The organism is Streptomyces sp. NPDC046379 (genome assembly GCF_055587785.1).
The window spans coordinates 856,818-883,195 of sequence record NZ_JBVJFP010000001.1; the positions used below are offsets into that span (position 1 = coordinate 856,818).

18 protein-coding genes are annotated in these 26,378 nt (G+C 73.0%); 10 read left to right on the forward strand and 8 right to left on the reverse strand.

The genetic code is table 11. The annotated features are described in order from the left end of the window. Positions 1-36: 36 nt before the first annotated feature. On the reverse strand, positions 37-726 hold the full coding sequence (ftsE, locus tag ACZ6KF_RS03875; protein WP_103784254.1) for a cell division ATP-binding protein FtsE: 690 nt from the start codon (positions 724-726) through the stop codon (positions 37-39). 233 nt (positions 727-959) lie between these two features. Between ftsE and ACZ6KF_RS03880 the strand changes: the two genes are divergently transcribed. After that, positions 960-1,151 (forward strand): hypothetical protein, encoded by a 192-nt coding sequence (locus tag ACZ6KF_RS03880; protein ID WP_356627174.1) that lies wholly within the window; start codon positions 960-962, stop codon positions 1,149-1,151. 98 nt (positions 1,152-1,249) lie between these two features. Here ACZ6KF_RS03880 and ACZ6KF_RS03885 read toward each other — a convergent pair whose 3' ends face one another. From ACZ6KF_RS03885 to ACZ6KF_RS03900, 4 genes are all read right to left on the reverse strand, one after another. Further along, the gene (locus ACZ6KF_RS03885; protein WP_469237160.1) at positions 1,250-2,110 is read right to left on the reverse strand and encodes an LPXTG cell wall anchor domain-containing protein; all 861 of its coding nucleotides are present in this window, start codon (positions 2,108-2,110) and stop codon (positions 1,250-1,252) included. Between the two features lie 302 nt (positions 2,111-2,412). Further along, the gene (gene prfB / locus ACZ6KF_RS03890) at positions 2,413-3,519 is read right to left on the reverse strand and encodes a peptide chain release factor 2 (RefSeq protein WP_356627172.1); all 1,107 of its coding nucleotides are present in this window, start codon (positions 3,517-3,519) and stop codon (positions 2,413-2,415) included. A 269-nt stretch (positions 3,520-3,788) separates the two neighbouring features. After that, positions 3,789-5,024, reverse strand: a complete 1,236-nt coding sequence (locus ACZ6KF_RS03895; RefSeq protein WP_469237163.1) for a serine/threonine-protein kinase — start codon at positions 5,022-5,024, stop codon at positions 3,789-3,791. Positions 5,025-5,098: 74 nt separating this feature from the next. Then, on the reverse strand, positions 5,099-6,847 hold the full coding sequence (locus ACZ6KF_RS03900; protein ID WP_469237165.1) for a serine/threonine-protein kinase: 1,749 nt from the start codon (positions 6,845-6,847) through the stop codon (positions 5,099-5,101). A 392-nt stretch (positions 6,848-7,239) separates the two neighbouring features. Here ACZ6KF_RS03900 and ACZ6KF_RS03905 point away from each other — a divergent pair, with 392 nt between their 5' ends. The 5 genes from ACZ6KF_RS03905 (at position 7,240) to ACZ6KF_RS03925 (ending at position 15,899) form a co-directional block, all read left to right on the forward strand. Further along, the gene (locus tag ACZ6KF_RS03905) at positions 7,240-10,581 is read left to right on the forward strand and encodes an FHA domain-containing protein (RefSeq protein WP_469178824.1); all 3,342 of its coding nucleotides are present in this window, start codon (positions 7,240-7,242) and stop codon (positions 10,579-10,581) included. A 413-nt stretch (positions 10,582-10,994) separates the two neighbouring features. After that, positions 10,995-12,386, forward strand: coding sequence for an ABC transporter substrate-binding protein (locus ACZ6KF_RS03910; RefSeq protein ID WP_356627168.1), 1,392 nt, complete (start codon positions 10,995-10,997; stop codon positions 12,384-12,386). A gap of 7 nt (positions 12,387-12,393) precedes the next feature. Then, complete coding sequence (locus tag ACZ6KF_RS03915; protein ID WP_469237166.1) at positions 12,394-13,749, forward strand: carbohydrate ABC transporter permease; 1,356 nt, start codon at positions 12,394-12,396, stop codon at positions 13,747-13,749. Continuing rightward, positions 13,746-14,621: a carbohydrate ABC transporter permease gene (locus ACZ6KF_RS03920; RefSeq protein WP_356627166.1), complete on the forward strand. Its 876-nt coding sequence runs from the start codon at positions 13,746-13,748 to the stop codon at positions 14,619-14,621. The genes ACZ6KF_RS03915 and ACZ6KF_RS03920 overlap by 4 nt, the downstream gene beginning before the upstream one ends. A gap of 273 nt (positions 14,622-14,894) precedes the next feature. After that, complete coding sequence (locus ACZ6KF_RS03925) at positions 14,895-15,899, forward strand: glycosyltransferase family 2 protein (protein WP_469237168.1); 1,005 nt, start codon at positions 14,895-14,897, stop codon at positions 15,897-15,899. Positions 15,900-15,917: 18 nt separating this feature from the next. Here the strand turns inward: ACZ6KF_RS03925 and ACZ6KF_RS03930 are convergent, their stop codons facing one another. Next, a complete protein-coding gene (locus ACZ6KF_RS03930) occupies positions 15,918-16,331 on the reverse strand; it encodes an organic hydroperoxide resistance protein (protein WP_356627163.1) in 414 nt (137 codons plus the stop codon). 143 nt (positions 16,332-16,474) lie between these two features. On the opposite strand from ACZ6KF_RS03930, the gene ACZ6KF_RS03935 reads away from it, so the two are divergent. Both ACZ6KF_RS03935 and galE read left to right on the forward strand, forming a co-directional pair. Beyond that, entirely contained in the window at positions 16,475-16,939 is a 465-nt protein-coding gene (locus ACZ6KF_RS03935) for a MarR family winged helix-turn-helix transcriptional regulator (protein ID WP_356627161.1), read from the forward strand. 202 nt (positions 16,940-17,141) lie between these two features. After that, the gene (galE, locus tag ACZ6KF_RS03940) at positions 17,142-18,134 is read left to right on the forward strand and encodes a UDP-glucose 4-epimerase GalE (RefSeq protein WP_356627160.1); all 993 of its coding nucleotides are present in this window, start codon (positions 17,142-17,144) and stop codon (positions 18,132-18,134) included. Positions 18,135-18,256: 122 nt separating this feature from the next. Here the strand turns inward: galE and ACZ6KF_RS03945 are convergent, their stop codons facing one another. Continuing rightward, a complete protein-coding gene (locus ACZ6KF_RS03945; RefSeq protein ID WP_356627159.1) occupies positions 18,257-18,880 on the reverse strand; it encodes a TetR/AcrR family transcriptional regulator in 624 nt (207 codons plus the stop codon). 170 nt (positions 18,881-19,050) lie between these two features. Here ACZ6KF_RS03945 and ACZ6KF_RS03950 point away from each other — a divergent pair, with 170 nt between their 5' ends. Both ACZ6KF_RS03950 and ACZ6KF_RS03955 read left to right on the forward strand, forming a co-directional pair. After that, positions 19,051-20,013 (forward strand): ABC transporter permease, encoded by a 963-nt coding sequence (locus tag ACZ6KF_RS03950; protein ID WP_469160162.1) that lies wholly within the window; start codon positions 19,051-19,053, stop codon positions 20,011-20,013. Beyond that, on the forward strand, positions 20,006-20,857 hold the full coding sequence (locus tag ACZ6KF_RS03955; protein WP_469160161.1) for an ABC transporter ATP-binding protein: 852 nt from the start codon (positions 20,006-20,008) through the stop codon (positions 20,855-20,857). The genes ACZ6KF_RS03950 and ACZ6KF_RS03955 overlap by 8 nt, the downstream gene beginning before the upstream one ends. 133 nt (positions 20,858-20,990) lie before the next feature. Here ACZ6KF_RS03955 and ACZ6KF_RS03960 read toward each other — a convergent pair whose 3' ends face one another. After that, positions 20,991-25,922, reverse strand: a complete 4,932-nt coding sequence (locus tag ACZ6KF_RS03960) for an NAD-glutamate dehydrogenase (protein ID WP_469237171.1) — start codon at positions 25,920-25,922, stop codon at positions 20,991-20,993. Between the last annotated feature and the right edge of the window lie 456 nt (positions 25,923-26,378).

Here is a 26,378-nt window from a genome sequence, read left to right on the forward strand (position 1 = left end):
AAGCCTTTCCGGGACGTCTGCGGGGTCGGGGCGCGGTCAGTGCTGGTAGCCGTACACGCCGCGGGCCTGGTCGCGGACGAGGCGGCCCTTCTCCAGCTCGATGACGCGCTTGCGCATCTGGTCCACGATGTTCTGGTCGTGCGTCGCCATGACCACGGTGGTGCCCGTCCGGTTGATGCGGTCGAGCAGCTTCATGATGCCGACGGACGTCTGCGGGTCGAGGTTGCCGGTGGGCTCGTCGGCGATCAGCAGCTTGGGCCGGTTGACGAAGGCCCGCGCGATGGCGACGCGCTGCTGCTCACCGCCGGACAGCTCGCCCGGCATGCGGTCCTCCTTCCCGCCGAGCCCGACCAGCTCCAGCACCTGCGGCACGGACTTGCGGATCTCGCCGCGCGACTTGCCGATGACCTCCTGCGCGAAGGCGACGTTCTCCGCCACCGTCTTGTTCGGCAGCAGCCGGAAGTCCTGGAACACCGTCCCCAGCTGGCGGCGCATGTGCGGCACCTTCCAGTTGGACAGACGGGCGAGGTCCTTGCCCAGAACGTGCACCTGTCCGTGGCTGGCCCGCTCCTCGCGGAGGATCAGCCGCAGGAAGGTGGACTTTCCGGAGCCGGAGGACCCCACGAGGAACACGAACTCGCCCTTCTCCACTTCCAGGGACACATCCCTGAGTGCGGGGCGGTTCTGCTTGGGGTAGACCTTGGAGACGTTGTCGAATCGGATCACGGATGCACCACGGGTCGCCGGGGGTAGATGAGCGTGACCATACGCGAAGCGGGTGCGCAACCGCAGTCGCCGTAGGAGGTTGCGCGCCCCTTGCCCGTTTTGTCCGAGAATGTCAAACGGGCGCTCCCCCGGTCCCCGAGCCCGTCGCGGCGGAACCTGGCACAGTGGAGGGGGAACGTTCGGGTGACCGCGAGCGTTGTGGAGATGAACCGGTCCCGGTGCGAGGAGGGCACATGACGTACGACCGACTGGTGTGCGCGAACTGTGCCGCGCCCGTGGCCGAGGGCCGTTGCCCGGTATGCCGGGCCAACCGCGAGCGGTTGCAGCAGGAGAACCCCTTCGCCTCGCTGAACCCGATGACGCTGATCGCCCTGCTGGCGGTGCTGATCGCGGCGGTGGCGTTCCTGGCGCACCAGAGCGCGTAGCGCCTGCGGCGGGGCCACCAGCCGGCTTACGACGTGGGCGAGGGCCCGGAGCAGGCTGCTCCGGGCCCTCGTCGCGTGGTGGGGTTGTGTACAGCCGCCTAGGCGGCCGCGCCTCCACGGCCGTCCATCAGACGCGGCAGGACGCGGAAGCCGATGCCGCCGGCGATCATCGTCGCGGCGCCGACCAGCAGGAAGGTGGTCTGCGCGGCGCCGGTCTCGGCCAGCTCCTCGCCGCCGCCCTGCGGGGTGGCCTCGGTGCCGGTGTCGGTCAGGGCCGACTCGGCCTCGCCCTGCACGGCGTCGTTGCTGCCGCCGTCGGGGTCGGTGTTGTCGGTGCCGCCGACGCTGCCCGCGCCGCCGTTGCCGTTGCCGCCGCCGTTGCCGTTGCCGCCGCCGTTGCCGCCGCCGTTGCCGGAACCGCCGTCCGCACCGCCGTCAGCGCCACCATCGGCACCACCGTCAGCACCGCCGTCAGCACCACCATCAGCACCCCCGTCGGCGCCGCCGTCAGCGCCACCATCGGCACCGCCGTCAGCGCCACCATCGGCACCACCGTCAGCGCCGCCATCGGCACCGCCATCAGCGCCGCCATCAGCGCCACCATCGGCACCGCCGTCAGCGCCACCATCGGCACCGCCGTCAGCGCCACCATCGGCACCACCGTCAGCGCCACCGTCAGCACCGCCGTCAGCGCCACCGTCAGCACCGCCATCAGCGCCACCGTCCGCGCCGCCGTCGGCACCGCCATCGGCACCACCGTCAGCGCCACCACTGGTGTCGTCGTCACACTCCGGATCGACGCTGATGTCGCAGGGGTCCTTGTAATCCCCGTCGTTCACGCTGACGCCGATGCCGAGGTCGAGCGCGGAGGCGGCGCCGGCGGCGGTCAGCGACGCGCCCGCGGCGATCACGGCGCCGGCCGCGACACGCGCGACGCGGATCCGCATCTTCTTCGTCATATGTTTGCTACCCCCAGTAGCCAGTCGTCGATGAGGGCCGCGCTCGGGGCCGTGATCGACGGAGGTAGCAGCCGTATCGGAAAGCCCCCCGGTTCACATGCGCCCCGAAGATACGCATGCCGAGCTTCACCCTTCCCACTTTTCAAGAAGGCGTCAAGGCCGTTGCGTACGCGATGTCCTGATACGGGGTCAATGCCGGGCGCGGCGATGTGCGAGTGTGACGCAGATCCCGTGCGGACCGTACACAAAAGGTAACTGCCGCCCACAGGGCGGCAGTTACCTTGTCGACAAAACGGTTTCCGCTACTTCTCCTGCTGCTTGCGCCAGCGAATTCCGGCCTCCAGGAAGCCGTCGATCTCGCCGTTGAACACGGCCTCGGGGTTGCCGACCTCGTGCTCCGTGCGCAGGTCCTTGACCATCTGGTACGGGTGCAGGACGTAGGAACGCATCTGGTTGCCCCAGGAGTTGCCGCCGTCGCCCTTGAGGGCGTCCATCTTGGCCTGTTCCTCCTGCCGGCGGCGCTCCAGCAGCTTGGCCTGGAGGACGTTCATCGCCGTGGCCTTGTTCTGGATCTGCGACCGCTCGTTCTGGCAGGAGACGACGATGCCGGTGGGCAGGTGGGTGATGCGCACCGCGGAGTCGGTGGTGTTGACGCCCTGGCCGCCGGGGCCGGAGGACCGGTAGACGTCGATGCGCAGCTCGGACTCGTCGATCTCGACGTGGTCGGACTGCTCGACCACGGGGAGCACCTCGACGCCGGCGAAGGACGTCTGACGGCGGCCCTGGTTGTCGAAGGGCGAGATGCGCACGAGGCGGTGGGTGCCCTGCTCGACGGAGAGGGTGCCGTAGGCGTAGGGCGCCTGGACGGCGAAGGTGGTCGACTTGATGCCGGCCTCTTCGGCGTACGACGTCTCGATCAGCTCGGTCTTGTAGCCGCGCTGCTCGGCCCAGCGCAGGTACATCCGCTGGAGCTTCTCGGCGAAGTCGGCCGCGTCGACGCCGCCCGCCTCGGCGCGGATGTTCACGAGCGCCTCGCGGGAGTCGTACTCGCCGCTGAGCAGCGTCCGGACCTCCATCTCGTCCAGCGCCTTCTTGACGGCGGCCAGCTCGGACTCGGCCTCGGCGCGGGCGTCCGGGTCGTCCTCCTCCTCGGCCATCTCGAAGAGGACGGCGAGATCGTCGATCCGGCCGCGCAGGGCCTCCGCCTTCCTCACCTCGGCCTGGAGGTGGGAGAGCTTGCTGGTGATCTTCTGCGCCTCGTCCGGGTTGTCCCAGAGGGACGGCGCGGCCGCCTGCTCCTCGAGCACGGCGACGTCTGCCCTCAGCTTGTCGAGGTCCAGAACGGCCTCGATCGACTCCATGGTCGAGGAGAGGGACTTGAGCTCTTCGGATACATCGACGACTGCCACGCTCCCAGCGTAACGGCTCCGCCGGAAAGGCAGCGCCGGGTGCGGGGCGGGGGGCCCTCCCGCCCGCTCCGCCGCACGTGACCTGCGCCATATGCCTCACCGCGTTGCCTCACCGCGTTGCCTCACCGCGTGTCTTACCGCGACGCCACCGCGTCCGTCACGGCACGCGTCACGGCCTCACGGGGCGCGTCACGGCGTTCGTCCCCGCCCTCGCGGGCGTGGAGCGCGGGCGCAGAGCGCGCGCGGGCATAGGGCGTGGCGCCCCGGGTTCAGGGGCTCGTGGAGGAGTTCTTCGTGTCCTGGGGCGGCGTCCGCGCCTCGTCGTCCGCGGTGGCCAGCCAGGTGCCGAGGCCCGCCATCGCCAGGACGGCCGCGGTCGCCGCCGCGAGGGCGAGGCGGCGGCGCCGGGTCGCGGCGCGGTTGCGGGCCGAGCCGGGGCGGGGGGCGCCCGCGGCGCGGGGGGCGCGGGCGGTGCCGTGGGCGCCGCCGGACAGCTCGTCGGGGGCGGGGACCCGCATCGACGTGTGCGTGTCGCGGTTGGAGTCCGGCCGCGCGCCCGGCACCAGCGGCACCGCGCCCCGCCGTACCCGCGCCGGCGTCTCCGCCTCGCCCGGCGTCGCCTCGGCCGGCTCCTCCGCGGGCTCGGCGTCGTCGGGCTCGTCCACGTCCAGCGGGGGCATCCCGGCGAGGGCCGGGAGCTGCTCGCGCAGCCGGGCGGCCAGCTCGGAGGCGCGCAGCCGGGACGCGGGGGCCTTGGCGAGGCACTGGACGATCAGCTGCCACAGCTCGTCCGGGATGCCCGGCAGCGGGACCACCGTCTCCGTGACGTGGCGGCGCAGTACGGCGCCGGGGTGCCCGCCGCCGAACGGCGTGAACCCGGCCAGCAGCTCGTACAGGACCGTCGCCAGCGCGTAGATGTCGACGGCGGCCCGCGGCGGCAGGCCCTCGACGATCTCCGGCGCCAGGTAGTCCGGCGTGCCGATGACCTTCGTGGCCCGCGTCCGCTGCGGGGTGTCGATCAGTTTGGCGATCCCGAAGTCCGTCAGCAGCGCCCGGTGCGAGCCTCCCGGCCCGAGCGGGCCCTGCATGTCGAGCAGGACGTTCTCGGGCTTCACGTCCCGGTGCACGACCCCGGCCGCGTGCGCCGCGGCGAGCCCCTCCGCGACGTCGGCGACGATCGCGACCGCCGCCTCGGGAGCCAGCCGCCGCTCCCGTTCCAACCGGGTGCGCAGGTCGGTGCCGCGGATCAGGTCCATGACCAGCGCGAGGTCGTTGCCGTCGACGACCAGGTCGCGGACCGAGACGACATGGGGATGCTCGAGTCCCAACAGTGCCGTGCGCTCCTGGACGAAGCGTCCGACGAGCTCCTGGTCGGATGCGAGATCCTCGCGCAGCAGTTTGATGGCGACGGGCCCCTCGGGGCCCTCGCCCAGCCACACCGTGCCGGCGCTGCCCCGACCCAGGATCTGGTTCGCGGTGTACCGGCTGCCGATCTTCCGTGCCAAGACTGCTCCTACAGACGCGTGTTGTCGCCAAAACTACGCGTCCGGAGAGCCAACCTTCACCGGGGAGGCGGAAATCACCCGCCAGGTGTCGACAAATCTCCAACATCGTCGATCGTGGGAGAGTCGCTGCCGGAGTTCCCGCCCAGCTCCCCGATCCAGTCGGTGGCCGTGGTGAACCAGTCGCCGATCTGCTCCCAGTACCCCTTGCCGGTGCCGATCCAGTCCTGCAGCGGGCTCAGCTCCCAGACCAGCCAACTGGCGACGACCAGGATGACGACCGTGACCAGGCACCCCTTGAGGCAACCCAGCCCCGGGATGCGCATCGGATTGGCGCTGCGCTGCCGCGGCTGCCTGGGCTCCGGCGCCGGCCGCCGCGGCGCGGCGGGGGCGGGCGGCGGGGCGTACCGCTGAGGCTGCTGGGGCTGCGGCTGCCGGCGCTGGGGGGCGTACTGCTGCGGCTGCTGCTGCTGCTGGTAGCCGTAACCGGGCGGCGGGCCCTGCTGGGGGCGCTGCTGCGGCTGCTGGGGGCGCGGCTGCTGCTGCGGCCGGGCGACCTGCCGCTGGGGGCGGCGGCGCAGCGGGTCCTCGGCGGGGTCGAGGTACTGGATCTGCGTCTGCTCGTTGCGGTCCCGCGCGGCGCGCAGCTGGGTCTGCCAGGGGTGCGGCTGCTCACCCTGCTGCCCGGGCTCGCCCTGCTGGTTCTGCTGTCCCTGCTGGTTCTGCGGCAGGACGGCGGTCGGGTCGGCCGCCCCGGTGTGCGGCAGTACGGCGGTGGGGTCGGCGGCGCCCGCCGGGCCCGCGGTGTGCGGCAGGACGCTGGTCGCGGCGTTGGGGTCGTGGGCTCCGGACGCGCCGCGCGGCAGGACCTGCGTCGGGTCGGCGGCGCCGGGCGTGCCGGGGACGGCCGCGGGCGCGGGGTCGGGCGCGAGGAGCGCTGCGACGTTCTCGGCGGCGGCGATCTGCGCGGAGTTGGCGTGCACGCCGACGCCCTCGGCGACGACCCGCAGGGCGCGGGCGAGGTTCTGGGCGCCGGGCCGTTCGTCGGGGTTCTTGCGCAGGCAGCGCTCGATGACCGTCCACAGGGGTTCCGGGACGGTGGAGGGGCGGCGCGGCTCGGCGCTCAGGTGCTGGTGGAGGACTTCGAGGGCGGAGCTGCCGGAGAACGGCGGGCGGCCGGTGACCAGCTCGTACAGCAGGATTCCGGCGCCGTAGATGTCGACGGCGGAGGTCTGCGGGCGGCCCTCGGCGGACTCCGGTGCGACGTACGCGGGCGTGCCGACGAACTCGTGGGTGCGGGTGAGGCCCGGGGAGTCGGCGAGGCGGGCGATGCCGAAGTCGGTCAGCATCGGGTGCAGCTCGTCGCCGTTCCGCTTGAGCAGGACGTTGGCGGGCTTCAGGTCGCGGTGGACGACGCCGTCGGCGTGGCTGGCGGCCAGCGCGTCGGCGATCTGCGCGGTGAGCAGGGCGGCGGCGACCGGGGTGAACGGCCCGTTCTCGCGCAGGTGGCGGTGCAGGTCGGGGCCGTCGACGAGGTCCATGACGAGGGCGAGCAGCTCGCCCTCGACGACCAGGTCGCGGACCCTGACGATGTTCGGGTGGGTCAGCCGGAGCAGGACGGAGCGCTCCCGCAGGAACCGCATCACGACGTCCGGATCGCCGGCCAGCTCCTCCTTGAGGACCTTGATCGCGACGGTTTCCCCGGGCTGCCCCGGCACGGCCGCCTCGGCGCCCGCGGTCTCCCGCTGGCGGGCTCGCCAGACGGTCCCCGTGGCGCCGCGTCCGAGCGGCTCCTCGAGGAAGTACTTGCTGCCTACCGGCCGCACGTCATGCGCTCCCTGCTGCTTGCTTGCCTGGCCCACTGTGCTACGGGGTTCCGACCCACTGTAGTGCCGCCGCCCATGACCCCGGCTGCCGAACGCGGTCACAGGAAAGACGCCCGACCCGGTCCCTTTGGTTGCCGGACCCGGACGTGATCGGTCCCCAACGGTTCTCAAGTGGACAGCGGTGGCGTCGTGGTCAGGCATTTTTACGGGCAGAGCCGACCAATGAAGATCATTCGCGGAGGGGAGGCGGGCGCGTTGTCGGTGGCAGGTGCGAGGATGCCTCCAGTACTGGCCGACGTGCTCGTGCGGTGGTGGGGGAAGTCCGCGGTGGGGGACCGCGTGCGGCCTCGGCCCGGTGCGCGGGCGCCCGTGCAGAAGGGACGCTGACGGCGATGCAGATCCGGCTGACCGTCGTAGACCCGCTGGGCCCGCCCGCGGAGGCACGGGGGCGCGCCGCGAGCCGGGACGTGCTGGTCACGGCGCCCGCCGGCACGGCCCTGTCGGCGGTGGCCGCGGCGCTGGCCTCGGCGGTCTCCGGGGACGGCGGACCGTCCCCGAGCGGGCACGTGGTGCTCTACGCCGGCGCCGAGCGCCTGGACACGCAGCGCTGCACGCTGGGCGAGCCCCCGCTGCTGGACGGCGCGGTGCTGGCGGTGGGCGGCCCGGTCGATCCCGAGCCGCATCCCGAGGTGGACGACGCCCCGGCGCGGCTCCATGTGGTCGCCGGTCCCGACGCGGGCGGCGTCCATCTGCTGCACGGCGGGCAGGTCCACATCGGCCGCTCCGCCGACGCCGACGTCCCCCTCGACGACCCGGACGTCTCCCGGCTGCACTGCGCCGTGACGCTCGCCGCCGACGGCCGGGTCACGGTCGCCGACCTCGGCTCCACCAACGGCACCACCCTGGACGGCGCGCGCGTCGGCGCCCGCCCGCTGCGTTTCGCGCCGGGCGCGCTGCTGCGGATCGGCGAGTCCACCCTGCGTCTGGCCCCGCCCGGAGGCCCCGGGGCGCGCGTGCCGACGGCTCCGGACGGCGAGGGCCACGTACGGGTGTCCCCGGCGGCCGAGCGGGAAGCCGCCACCGGCGCCGACGTGCCGCAGGCGGGCCCCTCCGACCGGACCGGGCACGCGTACGGCGACGCCGACCTGGGCGCGCGGCCCGTCCCGGACGCCACCGCCGGCCCCCACGGCCCCGACGCGTGGGCGGAGCACTCCACGCACTCCCCCGCGCGGTCGGCGCTGGTGCCGGAGCAGGGCCGGGCCCCGCACGTGGAGAGCCGCCCCGGCGCTGCCGGACCGGCGGTTCCCCCCGGTCCTCCCTCCGGGGACACCACCCACGGCGGCGGCAGTCTCGCCCTCGGCTCCTCCGACGCCGGGGGCCGCCGCCAGGGCACCCCCCTGTCCGGCACCGACGTCCCGCAGGGCGTGCGCAGACGTGGGCTCACGGCCTGGGCGCGGCGGCTGACGGGCGCGCGTGCCGAGCCGGACCCGGCCGGCCCGGCTGCCGCCGAGGTCCCCGGACCGGTGGCCGGCGCGGCCGACGAGCCGCCCGCCCGTCCCGAGGCGCCCGAGCGGTGGCCCGACCCCTCGGCGCTGCTGCTGACGGTGCTCGGCCCCGGCCCGCGCCTGTGGGAGCGCGCCCCGGGCCATCCCGAGGCGCTCACGGTGCGGCTCGGCACGGCCGACCGGGCGGCGCCCGACGGCTCGGGACTGCTGCCCGCGGTGCCGGTGACCGCCGACCTGCGCGAGGTCGGCGCGCTGGGCCTGGCCGGGCCGCGCCCCCGGCTGTCCGGGCTGGCCCGCGCGGTGGTGGCCCAGCTCGCGGCCCTGCACTCCCCGGACGCCCTGGAAGTGGTCCTGATCAGCACGGACCGCTCCCGGCCGCTGGAGGAGCGGGTCGCCGAGTGGGGCTGGCTGGGCTGGCTCCCGCATGTGCGGCCGGGCCACGGCCAGGACTGCCGGCTGCTGCTCGCCTACGACCGCGAGCAGGCCGCCGCCCGCACGGAAGAACTGCTGCGCCGCCTCGACGACCACATAGCGGACGGGGCGCCGGACCGGACCCCGGACCCCGGCGCCGACCGCGCGGCCACCGCCGGTCCGCCCCGCCGCCCCTCCTGGGCCCGTGCCGACGCCCCGGGCGAGGCGGCGGGCCCCGGCCGGGACGGCTCCCCCTTCCCCGGCCCGTACACGGTCGTCGTCGTGGACGGCGACCCCGGCGGGGCCGGTCTGCGGGAGGCCGTGACGCGGCTGGTGGCCGAGGGACCACGGGCGGGCGTCCATGTGGTCTGCCTGGCGGAGACGGCTCCCGCGTCGCCGGCGTCGCCCGTGACCGACACCTACGAGGCGGCCTGCGAGGCGGCCCCGGCGTTCCGCGGCTGCGGGGCGGCGGCACTGCTCAGCGGCGACGTGGCCACGGCGCTGCGGCTGCTGCGGATCGCCCGCGCGGGCGTGGCGCCCGGCGACCGGCCGGGCCCGGTCGGCAACGGCACCGTCGGCACGGTGGACGCCGTCTCGCCCGCCTGGGCCGAGCGGTTCGCCCGCGCGCTGGCCCCGCTACGGACGGACGCCGCCCCGGGCGAGCGGCACTCCCGCGTGTCCGCCCCGCTGCCCCAGGCCGCACGGCTGCTCGACGAACTGGGCCTCGCCCGCGCCACCCCGGCCTCGCTGATGGCGCGCTGGGCGGACGCGGCGGACGACGCCGAGGCGCTCGGCGGAAGGGCGTGCGCCGTCCTCGGCGCCGGGCCGCGCGGGCCGGTCGCCGCCGACCTCGTCGCCGACGGCCCGCACCTGCTGGTCGAGGGCCCGCCCGGCAGCGGGCGCACCGAACTGCTGCGCGCGGTCGTCGCCTCGCTCGCCGCCGCCGAGCGGCCGGACCGGCTGGGCATCGTCCTGATGGACGGCAGGGACGGCGTCGGGGCGGGCAGCGGTCACGGCGAGGGGCTGCGGGTCTGCACGGACGTGCCGCACGTCTCGACGCACCTGCCGGCCAACGACCCGGTGCGGATGCGGGAGTTCGCGCAGTCCCTGGCGGCGGAGCTGAAGCGCCGGGCGGAGCTGCTCGGCCGGTCGGACTTCGCCGAGTGGCACACCGGGCGCGCGGTGGCGGACCGGATGGTCGCCCAGCGCGCGGGCGCCTCGGGCGGGGCGGGCGACATCGACACACCGCCCAGTTCCACGCTGAAGCTGCGGCCCGCGGCGAGCCGGCGTCCCGTGGAGGCGCCGCCGCTGCCCCGGCTGGTCGTGGTGGTCGACGACCTGGACGCCCTGGTCTCGCCGCCGCTGGGCTCCCCCGGTCGGCCCGCGGCCGGGTCGGTCGTGCGGGCGCTGGAGGCGGTGGCGCGGGAGGGCGAGCGGCTCGGCGTCCACCTCGTGGCGGCGACGGGCCCGGGCGGCCGTACGGCGGAGACGGAGCCGGTGCGCCGGGCCGCCCTGCGCGTCACGCTCGACCCGCCGGCCACCGGCCCCGACGAACCCCCGGCGGGACGCGGGCGCCTGACCGCGGGCGACGGCCGGGTCACCCCGTTCCAGGGCGGCCGGGTCACGGGCCGCATCCCGCGGACGGCGACCCTGCGCCCGACGGTCGTCCCCCTGGAGTGGCACCGCATGGGCGACCCCCCGACCCGCCGGCCGGTCCGGGAGCTGGGCAACGGCCCCACGGACCTGGCCCTCCTGGCCAGCGCCCTGGAGCGGGCCGCCCGGGAGGTCGCGGCCCCGAAGGTGCCGTCGCTGCTGTAGGGGGCTGAGGACGGGGGTCGCGCACGGGGGGCGGGGCGATCGGCTGCGCCCCGGCCTTCCCGACCAAGGGCGCGCGCCCCCTCACCGCTTCCGCACCACCCCCGAAGCCACCGCGCGGCACGCGGCTCCCACGCCCCCCGGCCGCAGCGGCGCGCCGCGTCCCGGCAGCCGCAGCCGCACCCGGGGTACAACCGCGCCGCATCCCTGATCAGGCACGCCCGGACGCCCCGGCAACCGCCCGCGCCCTACCCTCCCCGCCCCTCCCGAAACCGCCCACAACGCACGTCACGACGCGCTAACGATCATTCGCTGTACACGGCAGGCGCTCTTGCCGACCCCTCGCACCCGGCGTAGACCAGAGGCCACGGAGCAGCGCTCGAACGTTCGACGAGGAACGGAAGAACGGGGCCGTGATGTACAGCGACAGCAGCACCAGCAGCCGGACAAGGACCCGCAGGGCGGCCGGTAGGGCCGCGGCAGCCGTACTCGCGGGAGCGCTCGCGTTCTCGCTGAGCGCCTGCGGCGGTGACGACGACGACAGCGGCGACGAGGGCGGAGGCGGCGGCAAGGAGACCGCCGCGACCGTCACCCTTCCCAAGCTCGACGGCGAGACCCTGGAGGTCGCCGCCGTCTGGACCGGGCCGGAGCAGGAGAACTTCAAGAAGGTCCTGGCCGAGTTCGAGAAGCGCACGGGCGCGAAGGTCGCCTTCGTGCCCGCCCAGGACCCGATCATCAACTTCCTCGGCTCGAAGATCGCGGGCGGCGCCCCACCGGACGTCGCGATGCTGCCGCAGGTCGGCGCGATCCGTCAGGCGGTGGAGAAGGGCTGGGCCAAGCCGGTCGGCGCGGAGGCGAAGGAGCAACTGGCCAAGAACTACTCGCAGGGCTGGCAGGACCTCGGCAAGGTGGACGGCGAGCAGTACGGCGTCTACTACAAGGCCGCCAACAAGTCCCTGATCTGGTACAACGCCCAGGTCTTCGAGAACGCGGGCGCCACCGAGCCCAAGACCTGGGACGAACTGCTGACCGCCGCGCAGACCGTCTACGACTCCGGCGTCACGCCGTTCTCGGTCGGCGGCGCGGACGGCTGGACGCTCACCGACTGGTTCGAGAACGTCTATCTGTCGCAGGCGGGTCCGGAGAAGTACGACCAGCTCGCCAAGCACGAGATCAAGTGGACGGACCCCTCCGTGAAGGAGGCGCTGACCACCCTCGCCGAGATCTGGGGCAAGGCCGACTACGTGGCGGGCGGTGCGAGCGGCGCCCTGCAGACGGAGTTCCCGGCGTCGGTCACCCAGACCTTCACCGGGGGCGACCAGCCGAAGGCGGGCATGGTCTTCGAGGGCGACTTCGTGCAGGTCAACATCGCGGAGACGGACGCCGAGGTCGGCACGGACGCCAAGGTGTTCCCGTTCCCGGCGGTCGGCGACACCGCGCCGGTGGTCTCCGGCGGCGACGCGGCGGTGATCCTGGAGGACTCCAAGGCGTCCCAGGCCCTGGCCACCTTCCTGGCGTCCCCGGACGCGGCGGCCGTCCAGGCGAAGCTCGGCGGCTACCTGTCGCCGAACAAGAACGTGGACCCGTCGGTGTACCCGAACGACGTGCAGCGCAAGATGGCCGAGGCGCTCGTCGCGGCCGGCGACGACTTCCGCTTCGACATGTCCGACCAGGCCCCGCAGGCCTTCGGCGGCACACCCGGCAAGGGCGAGTGGAAGGCGCTGCAGGACTTCCTGAAGAACCCGAAGGACGTCGCGGGAACCCAGCGCCGGCTGGAGGCCGACGCGGCCGCGGCCTACGGGCACTGAGCCGGCGATGAAGTCGGACACCACGGCAGGGGCCCTCGCCGCCCCTGCCGCCCCAAAAGGCCCCAGGTCGCGCAGGAGCGTGACCGCCACCCGCAGGACCGTGGCGGCGCTGTTCCTGCTGCCCGCCCTGGTCCTGCTCGGCGCGCTCGTGGTCTACCCGATCGGGTACTCGGTCTTTCGCAGCTTCTACGACCAGTCCGGCGACGGTTTCGCCGGGCTCGACAACTACCGCGCCCTCTTCTCGGACGACGGAATCCGCACCGCCCTGAAGAACAACATCGTGTGGGTGGTGTTCGCGCCGACGGTCGCCACCGCGCTCGGCCTGATCTTCGCGGTGCTGACCGAGCGGGTCCGCTGGGGCACGGCGTTCAAACTGATCGTCTTCATGCCGATGGCGATCTCGATGCTCGCCGCGGGCATCATCTTCCGTCTGGTGTACGACCAGGACCCGGACAAGGGCGTCGCCAACGCGGTGTGGGTGGGCGTGCACGACACCTTCGCGCAGGCGTCGGCGTTCCCGAAGGCGCACCCGGGGCGCGAGTCGCCGCTGGAGCCGGCCGGCGGGGGCGCGTACATCACCCGGTCCCCGGTGAGCGCCGGCGACCCGGTCGTGCTGCCGCTGGTCGGCGTGGCCCCGGACCTGATGCCGGACGACGCGAAGCGGGCGGCGGCGCCGAAGCCGGAGCCGGACCGGATCACGGGCACGACCTGGCAGGACTTCACCCGTGGCAAGGGCGTCGGCACGCTGAACGGCGTCGACGCCGACGAGCTGGGCTATCCCGGCATGAAGATCGAGGCCGTCAAGGACGGCAAGGTGGTGGAGACGGCCACGGCGGCCGACGACGGCACGTTCTCCCTGTCGGCCGAGGCCGACGGCGCCCTGCTGAGACTGCCGGCGAGCAACTTCAAGGAGGCGTACAACGGCCTGGACTGGCTCGGCCCGTCCCTGGTCACCCCGGCGATCATCGGCTCGTACATCTGGATGTGGGCCGGGTTCGCGATGGTGCTGATCGCGGCCGGGCTCGCGGGGATGCCGCGGGAGCTGCTGGAGGCGGCGCGGGTCGACGGAGCCAACGAGTGGCAGGTGTTCCGGCGGATCACGGTGCCGCTGCTGGCACCGGTCCTCGCGGTCGTCACGGTCACTTTGATGATCAATGTGCTGAAGGTCTTCGACCTGGTGTTCATCATCGCGCCGGGCTCCTCGCAGGACGACGCCAACGTCCTCGCGCTGGAGCTTTACCGCAAGGGCTTCTCCGAGGACCAGCCGGGCATCGCCAGCGCCATCGCGGTGTTCCTGCTGCTCCTGGTGCTCCCGGTGATGTGGTTCAACATCCGCAGGCTCAGGCGGGAGGTGCGGCGATGACGACGGAGCCCGGCACGGTGAAACGGCCCCTGGGCGCACGCCTCGTCGAGAAGGCCGGCGGGGGTCTGATCCAGTTCTTCCTGGTCGCCGTCGGCCTGTTCTGGCTGCTGCCGACGATCGGACTGCTGCTGTCCTCGCTGCGCACGCCGTCCGACATGAACGAGAGCGGCTGGTGGACGGTGTTCACCGAGCCGGCGAAGCTCACCTTCGACAGCTACGAGAAGCTGCTGGAGAACGGCGACATCACCGACTCCCTGGTGAACACGGTGCTGATCACGGTCCCGGCGACCGTGCTGGTCGTGGTCATCGGCGCGCTCGCGGGCTACGCGTTCGCCTGGATGGAGTTCCCGGGCCGCGACTGGTGGTTCCTGGGCGTGGTGGGGCTGCTGGTGGTGCCGGTGCAGGTGGCGCTGATCCCGATCGCCGAACTGTTCGGCAACATCGGTCTGTTCGGCTCGATCCTCGGCGTGGTCCTGTTCCACGTCGGGTTCGGTCTGCCGTTCGCGGTGTTCCTGCTGCGGAACTTCTTCGCGGAGATCCCGCGCGAGCTGCTGGAGGCGGCCCGGCTGGACGGCGCGGGCGAACTGCGCCTGTTCACGCGGGTGGTGATGCCGCTGGGCGGGCCGGCCATCGCGAGCCTGGGCATCTTCCAGTTCCTGTGGGTGTGGAACGACATGCTGGTGGCTCTGGTGTTCTCCGACTCCGGCAACCAGCCGATCACGGTCGCGCTGCAGACGCAGGTTCGGCAGTTCGGCAACAACATCGACGTGCTGGCGCCCGGCGCGTTCATCTCCATGGTGGTCCCGCTGGCGGTGTTCTTCGCGTTCCAGCGGCAGTTCGTGTCCGGCGTGATGGCGGGGGCGGTCAAGTAGCGGCGTCACGGCGGGGAAGGGGCGGACCGGCGACGGCCCGCCCCTTCGGTTGTTCGGCGGGAACATCAGTGCGGGACTCACCACTCCGGGCCACCATTTCGCAACCTTCCGGTCATTTCACCGTCACCGAAAGCGGACTGCGCCGTTTCACCTGGCAGCGGCCGTCTCCACCCGACAGCAGCACGGCGGCACAGCAACACGGCAGCACAGCAGCACACGACGCGGCGGCACAGCAGCCCGTCGTACCCGGCCCGAGGAAACGGAGGAACCCGCATGCCCCGTTTCAGCGTCGTCGTGCCGGCGCACGACGCCCCCGGCGGCCCGGCGGCCCGGACCCTGGACTCCGTCCTCGCCCAGCCGTTCGGCGACGTCGAGCTGATCGCGGTGTGCGACGAGCCCGGAACCCCCTCCGGACGTCTGGTCGCCGCCCTCGCCGAGCGCGACGGCCGGGTACGGGCGGCCCACTGCCCGCCCCGCGCCGGTGCGGGCGCGGCGCGCACGACGGGGATGCGGGAGGCGGCCGGCGCCCATCTGCTGTTCCTCGACGGCGGCGACCTGCTGCTCCCGGGGGCGCTGGCGGCACTGGACGCACGGCTGCGACAGACGGGCCCGGTCGACGTCCTGCACTTCGAGTACGAACGGGAGGGGACGGGGCCGCGCCCCCACCCCCTTCCGCCGGCCCCGGCCGCCGCCTTCGCCCCGGACGCGGCCCCGCACCTCACGGCCGTGAACCGCCCGGTGTGCGGCGCGGCCTACCGGCGCGGCTTCCTCACCGTCCACCAGCTCGCCTTCCCGTACGGCGACTTCGCCGACGTCGGCTGGGGCGGGCTGGTGACGGTCCTGGCCGGGCGGCTGGCGGTGCTGGACTCGGCCGTCGTACGGCGCGGGCCGGCCGGGCGGGGCCCCGGCGACCGGTTCGCCCTGCTGGACCAGGTGGAGCTGGTGCTGTCCTGGGCCGCCGCCGAGGAACTGTCCGCCGGGCGGTCGTACGCGCTGTTCGACCAGCTGTTCGCCGCGGTACTGAGGGCGCTGCCCGGCGTGACGTCCCCGCGCGAGCGCCGCATCTTCTTCCACCGGGCGCGCGCCCTGTACCGCCGCCACCGCCCCGTCGGCCACCGCGCCCCCGACGTACGGCGGCGGCTGCTGGCGGCCGGGGCGTACCCGGCGCTGCGCGCGGCCGACCGGCTGGCCGCACGGACGGCGGGCCCGGGCGGGAAACCGGCGCGGTACGCGTACCGCGCCGTGGCGACCGCCGCCCGGTCCATGCGCTCCGTCTGATCCGCGGCCGGGCCCGGACTACTCCACGACGATCTCGACCGGGACGTTCCCGCGCGTGGCGTTGGAGTACGGGCAGACCTGGTGAGCGGCGTCGACCAGCTTGCGGCCGGTCGCCTCGTCGAGGCCCTCGGGCAGCTCCACGCGCAGGGTGACCGCGAGCCCGAAGCCCTGACCGTCCTTGCCGATGCCGACCTCGGCGGTCACGGCGGCGTCGCTGACGTCGACCTTGGCCTGCCGGCCGACGAGACCGAGGGCGCTGGCGAAACAGGCGGAGTAGCCGGCGGCGAAGAGCTGTTCGGGGTTGGTGCCCTGGCCGTTGCCGCCCATCTCCACGGGGATGCCCAGCTGAAGGTCCAGCTTGCCGTCGGAGGAGACGGCGCGGCCCTCGCGGCCGTGGGTCGCGGTGGCGACGGCGGTGTAGAGCGCGTCCATGGAAAACCATCCCTCTCGTGTCGTGTCCCGGCGGCGGGTCGGTCGGACCGGGCCGCCGGGCGAGTACGGACACGAGTAGAGCACACAATTGAGTTGCGCACAACTAAATGGCGGGCAGGGACGACCCCGGCTACCCTGGAGCCATGACCGCCCCCACCGCCGACTGGCTGAGACTCGACCAGCAGATCTGCTTCTCGCTGAACGCCGCCTCGCGCGCCTTCGGCGGCGTCTACCGCGTCCTGCTCAAGGACCTCGGCCTCACCTATCCGCAGTACCTGGTGATGCTCGTGCTGTGGGAGCACGGCGATCTGCCGGTGAAGCGGCTGGGCGAACATCTGCGCCTCGACTCCGGCACGCTCTCCCCGCTGCTCAAGCGGCTGGAATCGGCCGGGCTGGTACGCCGTGAGCGCAGCACCCGCGACGAACGCTCGGTCGAGGTGCGGCTGACGGAGGAGGGCGCGGCGATGCGCGAGCGTGCGCTGGAGGTGCCGCGCCGGATCGTCGCGGCGACCGGCTGCGACGTCGACGAGATCGGCGAACTGCGGGCCCGCCTGGACCGCCTCACCACCGCCCTCGACGCGGCGGTGGCGGCGGAGGCCTCCCGGTAGGACCCGCGACCGGGACAGCCCTCGGTCGGGGAGACCCGCGTCCCAGCCGACCCTCGCCCCGGCAGACCCACCTCCCGGAAGACCCGCGTCCCAGCCGACTCGCGGCCCGGCAGACCCGCGATCCAGCGGACCTGCGGACCCTCCCCGCGGCCTGCTTCACTGTGAGCGGCACGAAAGGCGCGACACGAGGGGACGGCCTCAGATGACCTGGCTGATCACCGGCGGGGCCGGATACATCGGGGCGCACGTCGTCCGGGCGATGACCGAGGCGGGCGAGCGGACGGTCGTGTACGACGACCTGTCGACCGGCGTCGCCGACCGGGTGCCGGACGGTGTCCCGCTGGTCGTCGGCTCGACCCTGGACGGCACGCTGCTGCGGCGGGCGCTCACCCGCCACGGCATCACCGGCGTGGTCCATCTGGCGGCGAAGAAGCAGGTCGGCGAGTCGGTGGACCGCCCGCTGCACTACTACCGGGAGAACGTCGAGGGCCTGCGCGTCCTGCTGGAGGCGGTGACGGAGGCCGACGTGGCCACGTTCGTGTTCTCCTCCTCGGCCGCCGTGTACGGGACGCCGGACGCCACGCGCGCGGGCGCGCCGGTCACCGAGGAGACGCCGTGCGCGCCGATGAGCCCGTACGGCGAGACCAAGCTGGCCGGCGAGTGGCTGGTGCGGGCCACGGGCCGGGCGACCGGGCTGGCGACCGCGTCCCTGCGCTACTTCAACGTGGCGGGCGCCGCGGCCCCCGCGCTGGCCGACACCGGCGTCTTCAACCTCGTGCCGATGGTCTTCGAGAAGCTCACCGAGGGCGCCTCGCCGCGCATCTTCGGCGACGACTACCCCACCCCCGACGGCACCTGCATCCGGGACTACATCCATGTGGTGGACCTCGCCGAGGCCCACGTCGCCGTGGCCCGCGCCCTGCGCTCCGCCCCCGGCCGCGACCTCACCCTGAACGTCGGGCGCGGGGAGGGCGTCTCGGTGCGGGAGATGATCGACCGCATCAACGCCGTGACCGGCCACCACCGCGCCCCGACCGTCACCCCGCGCCGCCCCGGCGACCCGCCCCGCGTCGTCGCCGACGCCGACCGCATCGCCGCCGAGCTGGGCTGGAAGGCCCGGTACGACGTCGAGGACATGATCACATCGGCGTGGGAGGGCTGGGTGCGGCTGCATCCCGGGGCGGCGGTGAACTGAGGCGGCAGTGAACCGAAGCGGCGGTGAAGCCCCTGGCCCAGTCCCCGGGCCGAGTCCCCGGGGCAAGTCCCCGGTGCGGGCACTCGGGGCGGGCACTCGGCACCCGCCCACCGGGCCCGCCCTCACAGCGCCTTGAGCGCCCCCGCCGTGGCCCGCGTCAGCGACGCCAGATAGCCCTTGGGCAGCTTCCCGCCCCGGATCACCACCGACCGCCAGTACAGCGGCCCGGAGATCAGGTCGAGGGCGAGGTCTCCGTCGATGCCCTGCCGGACCTCGCCCCGGCGCTGCGCCGCCGCCACGATCGTGCTGGCGACGCCGTCCTGCCCCTCGCGCACCGCCTTCTGGAGCGCCTCGGCGATCTCCGGGTTGCGGGCCGCCTCCGCCTGGAGGTCGGGGATGATCTGCGAGGCGACCGGGTGCCGCAGCGCCCGTGACGTCACCTCGTACAGCAGCCGCAGATCGCCCTCCAGCGAGCCCGTGTCCGGCGCGGGCAGTCCCTGCACCGCGAGGGCGGAGACGACGTCGAGCACCAGGTGCAGCTTGGAGCGCCAGCGGCGGTACACCGCCGTCTTGCCCACGCCGGCCCGGCGGGCGATGCCCTCGATCGACATGCGCGCGTAGCCGACCGCCGCGAGTTCCTCGAACACGGCCGCCCGGATCGCCTCGGTCACGTCCTCGCGCAGCACGGCCGCCCCCGCGGGGCGGCGGCGCGGGCGCGGCGGCGGTCCGTCGGCGTTCGTGGTCATGCCCCACAGCATAGGCCGTGACGACGAAACGGTTGCGTTCCGACGCCCGCTCGGCCTACGCTCGCGTTGCGACGATACGGTGCCGTCCCGTCGTATGGCCGCGAGGGAGACCCCGGAGAACGCCGGACGCCGCACCGCCCGCCCCCACCCCCCGACCGAAAGCAGCGGATGTGAGCCAGGTCCTCGACACACCGCCCCCGACGACGACCCCGTCGGCCACGACCACGGCCTCGACCACGGCCGTGGCCCCTACCCCGGCCTACGACGACCTCGCGGCCCTCGCCGCCCGCCACGGCCTCACGGTCAGCGGCGCCCGCCCGACCCTGCCCCAGTACCTGCGCCGGCTGTGGGAGCGCCGCCACTTCATCACCGCCTTCTCGACCGCCAAGCTCACCGCCCAGTACAGCCAGGCCAAGCTGGGCCAGATCTGGCAGGTGATGACCCCGCTGCTCAACGCGGCGGTCTTCTATCTGATCTTCGGCGTGCTGCTGCAGACCAAGAACGGCGTGCCGGACTACGTGCCGTTCCTGGTCACGGGCGTGTTCATCTGGACGTTCACCCAGACGTCGCTCCTGTCGGGCACCCGCGCGATCTCCGGGAACCTCGGCCTCGTGCGCGCCCTGCACTTCCCGCGGGCCTCGCTGCCGATCGCCCTGTGCCTCCAGCAGCTCCAGCAGCTGATGTTCTCGATGGCGACCCTCGTCGTCATCCTGCTCGTGTTCGGCGTGCCCGTCGCCGCCTCCTGGCTGCTGGCCGTCCCGGCGCTGGTGCTCCAGTTCGTCTTCAACACCGGCCTGTCCATGGTTCTCGCGCGGGTCGGCGCGAAGACGCCGGACATCGCCCAGCTGATGCCGTTCGTGCTGCGGACCTGGATGTACGCGTCGGGCGTGATGTGGAGCATCGAGCATGTGCTCAGCAAGCACACCGACTGGCCGTCCTGGGTGGGCACCGTGCTCCAGGCCAACCCCGCCGCCCTCTACATCGACCTGATGCGCTTCGCGCTGATCGACAGCTTCCACGCGAGCCAGCTGCCTCCGCACGTCTGGGCGCTGGCCACCGGCTGGGCACTGCTCGCCGGAGTCGGCGGCTTCCTCTACTTCTGGAAGGCCGAGGAGATGTACGGCCGTGGCTGAGAACCCCCGGGGCGACAGGGTCCCCACCGTCATCGCGGACCACGTGGACATCGTCTACCGCGTCAACGGCACCGGCGCCGGACGCGGCTCCGCCACCGCCGCGCTCAACCGCATCCTGCGCCGCGAGAAGGCCGAGAGGGCGGCCGGCGTACGCACCGTGCACGCCGTGCGGGACGTCTCCTTCGTCGCGTACAAGGGCGAGGCGATCGGGCTGATCGGCACCAACGGCTCCGGCAAGTCGACGCTGCTCAAGGCCGTCGCGGGCCTGCTGCCGGTGGAGCGCGGCCGCATCTACACCGGCGGGCAGCCCTCCCTGCTCGGCGTCAACGCCGCCCTGATGAACGACCTGACCGGCGAGCGCAACGTCCACCTGGGCGGGCTCGCGATGGGCATGAGCCGGGAGCAGATCCGGGCGCGCTACCGGGAGATCGTCGACTTCTCCGGGATCAACGACAAGGGCGACTTCATCACCCTGCCGATGCGCACCTACTCCTCCGGCATGGCGGCCCGGCTGCGATTCTCCATCGCCGCCGCCAAGGACCACGACGTGCTGCTCATCGACGAGGCCCTCGCCACCGGCGACGGCTCCTTCCGCCGGCGCTCCGAGGCCCGCATCCGGGAGCTGCGCGGCCAGGCCGGCACGGTCTTCCTGGTCAGCCACAACAACAAGTCCATCCGCGACACCTGCGAGCGCGTGCTGTGGCTGGAGCGCGGCGAACTGCGCATGGACGGGCCCACGGAGGAGGTCATGAAGGAGTACGAGGCCTTCACCGGCGACAAGACGCCGGGGCGCCCGCCAGCCCCCCGGCGCAAGACGCCGCCCGCGACCGCCTCACCCGCCTGACGCGCCCGACGGCCGTAGGGCGAAGGGCGAAGGGCGCCCCGAGCCGGGGATTCCGGCCCGGGGCGCCCTTCGCACAAGGCCCCGACAGAGCCGCCGTACGGTGTGCTGCTGCGAACCGCCGTACGGCGTGCCCCTACGAGTGCGCCCGCAGCAGCGACCGCATCGTCCGCATCGCCACCGACAGGTTGGCGAGGTCGAACGCGTCCGAGTTCTGGATCTCCTCCAGGGTGGTGCGGGCCCGGCTCAGGATCGCGGCGTTCTTCCGCTGCCAGAGCTGGAACCGCTGCTCCGGCGTCGACGTGCCGTTGCCCACCGCCAGCACGTCGGACGTCAGGGCCGCGTGGGCGGCGAAGAGGTCCTCGCGGATGGCGGCGCGGGCCATGGACTGCCAGCGGTCGGCACGGGGCAGCTCGATGATCCGGTCCATCAGCTGAGCGATGCCGAGGCGGTCGGCGAGGTCGTAGTAGACCTCGGCGACGTCCATCGGCTCACGGCCCGTGCGGTCGGCCACCGAGACGATGTCGAGCGCCGGGAAGGCGGAGGAGAACCCGGCCACGCGGGTGGCCTGCTCGTCCGGGACGCCGGCCCCGGTCAGCTCGTCGTGGATCTTCTGCCACCACTGCAGGTCCGCGCCGCGCAGCAGCTTCGGCAGCTGCGACCAGACCTGTTCGACGCGCTCGCCGAAGAACTCCACCGTCTCGGCGATCTCCAGCGGCTGCGGCCGGTTGTTGAGCAGCCAGCGGGTGCCCCGCTCCACCAGGCGGCGGGAGTGCAGCCTGATCCTGGTCTGGACGTCGGCCGCCACCTTGTTGTCGAGCGACTCGACGCCGTCCCACACGGCGGCGGAGTGGAAGATCGCGCGGGCCGCGGTCTGCGCCCGGACGATCTCCTCCAGCGAGGCTCCGGTCTCCTCGCGCAGCCGGTGCAGAAAGCTCGTGCCGCCCGTGTTGACCGTGTCGTTGACCAGCACCGTCGTGACGATCTCGCGGCGCAGCGGGTGACCGTCGATCTGCTCCGGGAACCGCTCGCGCAGCGCGCTCGGGAAGTACGCGTGGAGCAGGCCCTGCAGGTAGGGGTCGTCCGGCAGCGAGGTGTGCAGCAGTTCCTCGGCGACCGTGATCTTCGTGTACGCCAGCAGGACGGCCGTCTCGGGGCCGGTCAGGCCCTGCCCGGAGCCGAGGCGTTCGCGGATCTGGCGGTCGGTCGGCAGGAACTCCAGCGCCCGGTCGAGGTGGCCCTCCCGGACCAGGTGGCGCATGAAGCGCTGCTGGGCGTGGAGCATGTCCGCGGACTGGGCGAGGGCGTTGGCGATGGCCGTGTTCTGCGCGTAGTTGTTGCGCAGGACCAGCCGGCCGACCTCGTCGGTCATCTCGGCGAGCAGCTTGTTGCGCTGCTTGACCGTCATGTCGCCCTCGGTGACCAGGCCGTTGAGCAGGATCTTGATGTTCACCTCGTGGTCGGAGGTGTCCACGCCCGCGCTGTTGTCGATGGCGTCGGTGTTGATCCGCCCGCCCTGCAGCGCGAACTCGATCCGGCCGAGCTGGGTCAGGCCCAGGTTGCCGCCCTCGCCGACGACCTTGACGCGCAGGTCCTGGCCGTCCACGCGGATGGCGTCGTTGGCCTTGTCGCCGACGTCGGCGTTGGACTCCGCGCTCGACTTGACGTAGGTGCCGATGCCGCCGTTCCACAGCAGGTCGACCGGCGCCTTGAGGATGGCCTTCATCAGGTCGGCCGGGGTCAGCTTGGTGACGCCGTCCTCGATGCCGAGGGCCTGGCGGACGTGGGCGTTGACCGGGATGGACTTGGCGGAGCGGGGGAAGACCCCGCCGCCGGGCGACAGCAGGGCGGTGTCGTAGTCGGCCCAGGAACTGCGCGGCAGTTCGAACAGCCGGCGGCGCTCGGCGTAGGAGACGGCCGCGTCCGGGGTCGGGTCGATGAAGATGTGCCGGTGGTCGAAGGCGGCGACCAGGCGGATGTGCTCGCTGAGGAGCATGCCGTTGCCGAAGACGTCGCCGGACATGTCGCCGATGCCGACGACGGTGAAGTCCTCGCTCTGGGTGTCCGTGCCCAGCTCGCGGAAGTGCCGCTTGACGGACTCCCAGGCGCCGCGCGCGGTGATGCCCATGCCCTTGTGGTCGTAGCCGGCCGAGCCGCCGGAGGCGAAGGCGTCCCCGAGCCAGAAGTTGTACGACTGGGCGACCTCGTTGGCGATGTCGGAGAAGGTCGCGGTGCCCTTGTCGGCGGCGACGACGAGATAGGTGTCGTCCTCGTCGTGCCGGACGACGTCCGGCGGGGGCACGACCTCGCCGGCGACCATGTTGTCGGTGATGTCGAGCAGGGCGGAGATGAACGTCCGGTAGGCGGCGACGCCCTCCGCCATCCAGGCGTCGCGGTCCACGGACGGGTCCGGGAGCTGCTTGGCGACGAAGCCGCCCTTGGCGCCGACCGGGACGATGACGGTGTTCTTCACCATCTGCGCCTTGACCAGGCCGAGGATCTCGGTGCGGAAGTCCTCTCGCCGGTCGGACCAGCGCAGTCCGCCGCGCGCGACCTTGCCGAACCGCAGGTGCACGCCCTCGACGCGCGGGGAGTACACCCAGATCTCGAACGCCGGCCGGGGCGCGGGCAGGTCGGGGATGGCCCGCGGGTCGAACTTCATGGAGACGTAGTCGTGCGGCCTGCCGCCCGAGGCCTCCTGGAAGAAGTTGGTCCGCAGGGTCGCCTTGATGACGGTGAGGAACGACCGCAGGATGCGGTCCTCGTCCAGCGAGGCGACCTGGTCGAGGGCCGCGTCCAGCTCCTCCAGCAGGGCGTCGACGATCTCCCGTCCGGCGCTCTGCCGCTCGGGCGACATCCGCGCCTCGAACAGGGAGACGAGCAGCCGGGTGGTGTGGACGTTGTTGCGGAGGGTGTCCTCCATGTAGTCCTGGCTGAACGTCGATCCTGCCTGGCGCAGGTACTTCGCGTACGCCCGCAGGACCATCGCCTGCCGCCAGGTCAGCCCGGCGCCGAGCACCAGGGCGTTGAAGCCGTCGTTCTCGGCCTTGCCGGTCCAGGTGGCGGCGAAGGCCTCCTGGAACCGCTCGCGCGCGTCGTCGCCCGAGTAGTCCCCGGCGGCGCCCTGCGGCTTGGGCATGCGCAGGCCGAAGTCGTAGATCCAGGCGACGCTGCGGTCGGCGCAGCGCAGTTCGTACGGCCGCTCGTCGATCACCTCGACGCCGAGCCGGTTCAGCACCGGCAGGACGGCGGACAGGGAGACGGCGTCGCCCTTGCGGTAGATCTTGAAGCGGCGCTCGTCGTGGGCGGCGCCCACCGGCTCGTACAGGCTGAGCGCGAAGTCGTTGTGCTCGCCGAGCCGTTCCAGCTGGGCGAGGTCGGCGACCGCGGCGCGCGGCGAGTGGTCGGCCTTGTAGCCCTCGGCGAAGGCGTTGCCGTAGCGGCGCAGCAGTTCGGCGGCGCGCTCCTCGCCGAACTCGGCGTTCAGCGCCTCGGTGTAGCCGTCCGCCCAGGAGCGGGCGGCCTCGACCAGACGGGCCTCGATGCGCTCCTTGTCGGCGTCGGACAGCTGGGGCAGTTCGGTGCCCTGCGGGACGCGGACGACGAAGTGCAGCCGGGACAGGATCGACTCGGTGTTCCAGGCGGTGAAGTCGACGCTGATACCGCCCAGTTCCTCCTTGAGGATGTCGATGATCCGCAGCCGGACGCCGGTGGTGTAGCGGTCGCGCGGGAGGTAGACGAGGGCGGAGTAGTAGCGGCCGTACTCGTCCTGACGCAGGTACAGCCGCAGCCGGCGGCGCTCCTGGAGGTAGAGCACGGAGGTGACGATGGCCTGGAGCTCGCCGACCGGCGTCTGGAACAGCTCGTCGCGCGGGTAGGTCTCCAGGATCTGCAGCAGGTCGCGGCCGTCGTGGCTGTTGGGCGAGAACCCGGCGCGGCTGAGCACCTCGCCAACCTTGCGCCGGATGACCGGGACGCGCCGGACGGACTCGGTGTAGGCGGCGGAGGAGAACAGCCCCAGGAAGCGCCGCTCGCCGACGACGTTGCCCTGCTCGTCGAACTTCTTGACGCCGATGTAGTCCAGGTACGACGGCCGGTGCACGGTGGCCCGGCTGTTGGCCTTGGTCAGCACGAGCAGCTTGTGCTCGCGGGCCTTGGCGCGGGCGTCGGCGGGCAGCCGCTCGAAGGACGGGCTGACCGGGTGGCTCTCGCCGCCGGCGTGGTGGGGATCGGCGCGCAGTATGCCGAGGCCGGTGCCGGGGACGGCGGCCAGCGAGTCGTCGTCGCGCAGCTGGTACTCGCGGTAGCCGAGGAAGGTGAAGTGGTCGTCGGCCAGCCAGCGCAGCAGCTCGCGGGCCTCCTCGATCTCCTCGCCGGGCAGGTCGGCGGCGACCGGCTCGCCGGGCAGCCCCTCGGCGATCCGCAGGGCCGCCTCGCGCATCTTGCCCCAGTCCTCGACGGCCTCGCGGACGTCGGACAGCACGCGCAGCAGGTCGGCGCCGATCTGCTTGAGGTCGGAGCGGTCGGTCTCGCGGTCGATCTCGACGTGGATCCAGGACTCGACGTGCGCATCGTGCGGGAGGTCCCCGGTCGGGCGCGTGGTGAGCAGCTCGACCAGCCTGCCCGTGACGTCCCGGCGGACGACCACCTGGGGGTGGATGACGACGTGGATGCCGCGGCCCTGCCGGGTCAGCTCGTTGGTGACCGAGTCGACCAGGAAGGGCATGTCGTCGGTGACGACCTCCACGACGGAGTGGCTGCACGTCCAGCCGTTCTCCTCGACCGTCGGGGTGTGCACCCGCACGTTGGCCGTGCCCTGGGGGCGGTTCTCGGCCAGCCGGTAGTGGGAGTGGGCGGCGCCGAAGACGTCGACCGGGTCGCGGTCGGTGAGGTCCTCGGGCGCGGTGTGCAGGTAGTAGCGCTGGAGGAACGCGAGCACGGCGTCCGCGTCCGGAGTGCCGCCCTCGGTCGTCCCAGTCGGTAGATACCCCCCGACCGGGCTGTTCTCAGCTACCCGGGCGGCCCTCTCGAGCAGCTCGGCCTTTGCTTCGTCCAGCTTGGTCTGCATTGTCCTCTGGCTCCTGTCGCGCGCCGTTGCGTGACGTAGAAGGAAGTACGGTCTCCGGCCTTCCGGCGTCACGCCGTGACACGGGGTGTCCGGTCCTCACCGACGCTATGCCGCAAAGGGAGATGAGCGGTGGGTTTTCAGCCAATTCCGGCGCCCCCGAACGGGGTGTGCGCGCCACTGCGGGGCGCTTCGCGTCCCCGGCCCGCCCGCGAGGACCAGCGACTGCCGCCCGGTCACGGATGTGGTCCGTGCGTCCCGGGCGCGGGGCGGGGACACCGATGTCCCCGCGAGCTATCGCGCTGATCACGCCACAAGGCTATCTCTCCCCTCCGGGCGCGCGTCATGAGCCGTATGTGTACAAAACAGGGGTCCGAACTTTGACACTCTGCACAGAGACGGGGTCCGGGACGGAGCCCGCACGGCGCCGGATCACGACGCGTTCCCGCGCGTCCCCTT

What these genes read in the sequence shown, in the direction of transcription:
- ACZ6KF_RS03880 (WP_356627174.1), top strand. Translation starts at nt 960, where the DNA reads ATGACGTACGACCGACTGGTGTGCGCGAACTGTGCCGCGCCCGTGGCC.
- ACZ6KF_RS03885 (WP_469237160.1), bottom strand. Translation starts at nt 2,110, where the DNA reads ATGACGAAGAAGATGCGGATCCGCGTCGCGCGTGTCGCGGCCGGCGCC.
- ACZ6KF_RS03905 (WP_469178824.1), top strand. Translation starts at nt 7,240, where the DNA reads ATGCAGATCCGGCTGACCGTCGTAGACCCGCTGGGCCCGCCCGCGGAG.
- ACZ6KF_RS03910 (WP_356627168.1), top strand. Translation starts at nt 10,995, where the DNA reads ATGTACAGCGACAGCAGCACCAGCAGCCGGACAAGGACCCGCAGGGCG.
- ACZ6KF_RS03915 (WP_469237166.1), top strand. Translation starts at nt 12,394, where the DNA reads ATGAAGTCGGACACCACGGCAGGGGCCCTCGCCGCCCCTGCCGCCCCA.
- ACZ6KF_RS03920 (WP_356627166.1), top strand. Translation starts at nt 13,746, where the DNA reads ATGACGACGGAGCCCGGCACGGTGAAACGGCCCCTGGGCGCACGCCTC.
- ACZ6KF_RS03925 (WP_469237168.1), top strand. Translation starts at nt 14,895, where the DNA reads ATGCCCCGTTTCAGCGTCGTCGTGCCGGCGCACGACGCCCCCGGCGGC.
- ACZ6KF_RS03930 (WP_356627163.1), bottom strand. Translation starts at nt 16,331, where the DNA reads ATGGACGCGCTCTACACCGCCGTCGCCACCGCGACCCACGGCCGCGAG.
- ACZ6KF_RS03935 (WP_356627161.1), top strand. Translation starts at nt 16,475, where the DNA reads ATGACCGCCCCCACCGCCGACTGGCTGAGACTCGACCAGCAGATCTGC.
- galE (WP_356627160.1), top strand. Translation starts at nt 17,142, where the DNA reads ATGACCTGGCTGATCACCGGCGGGGCCGGATACATCGGGGCGCACGTC.
- ACZ6KF_RS03945 (WP_356627159.1), bottom strand. Translation starts at nt 18,880, where the DNA reads ATGACCACGAACGCCGACGGACCGCCGCCGCGCCCGCGCCGCCGCCCC.
- ACZ6KF_RS03960 (WP_469237171.1), bottom strand. Translation starts at nt 25,922, where the DNA reads ATGCAGACCAAGCTGGACGAAGCAAAGGCCGAGCTGCTCGAGAGGGCC.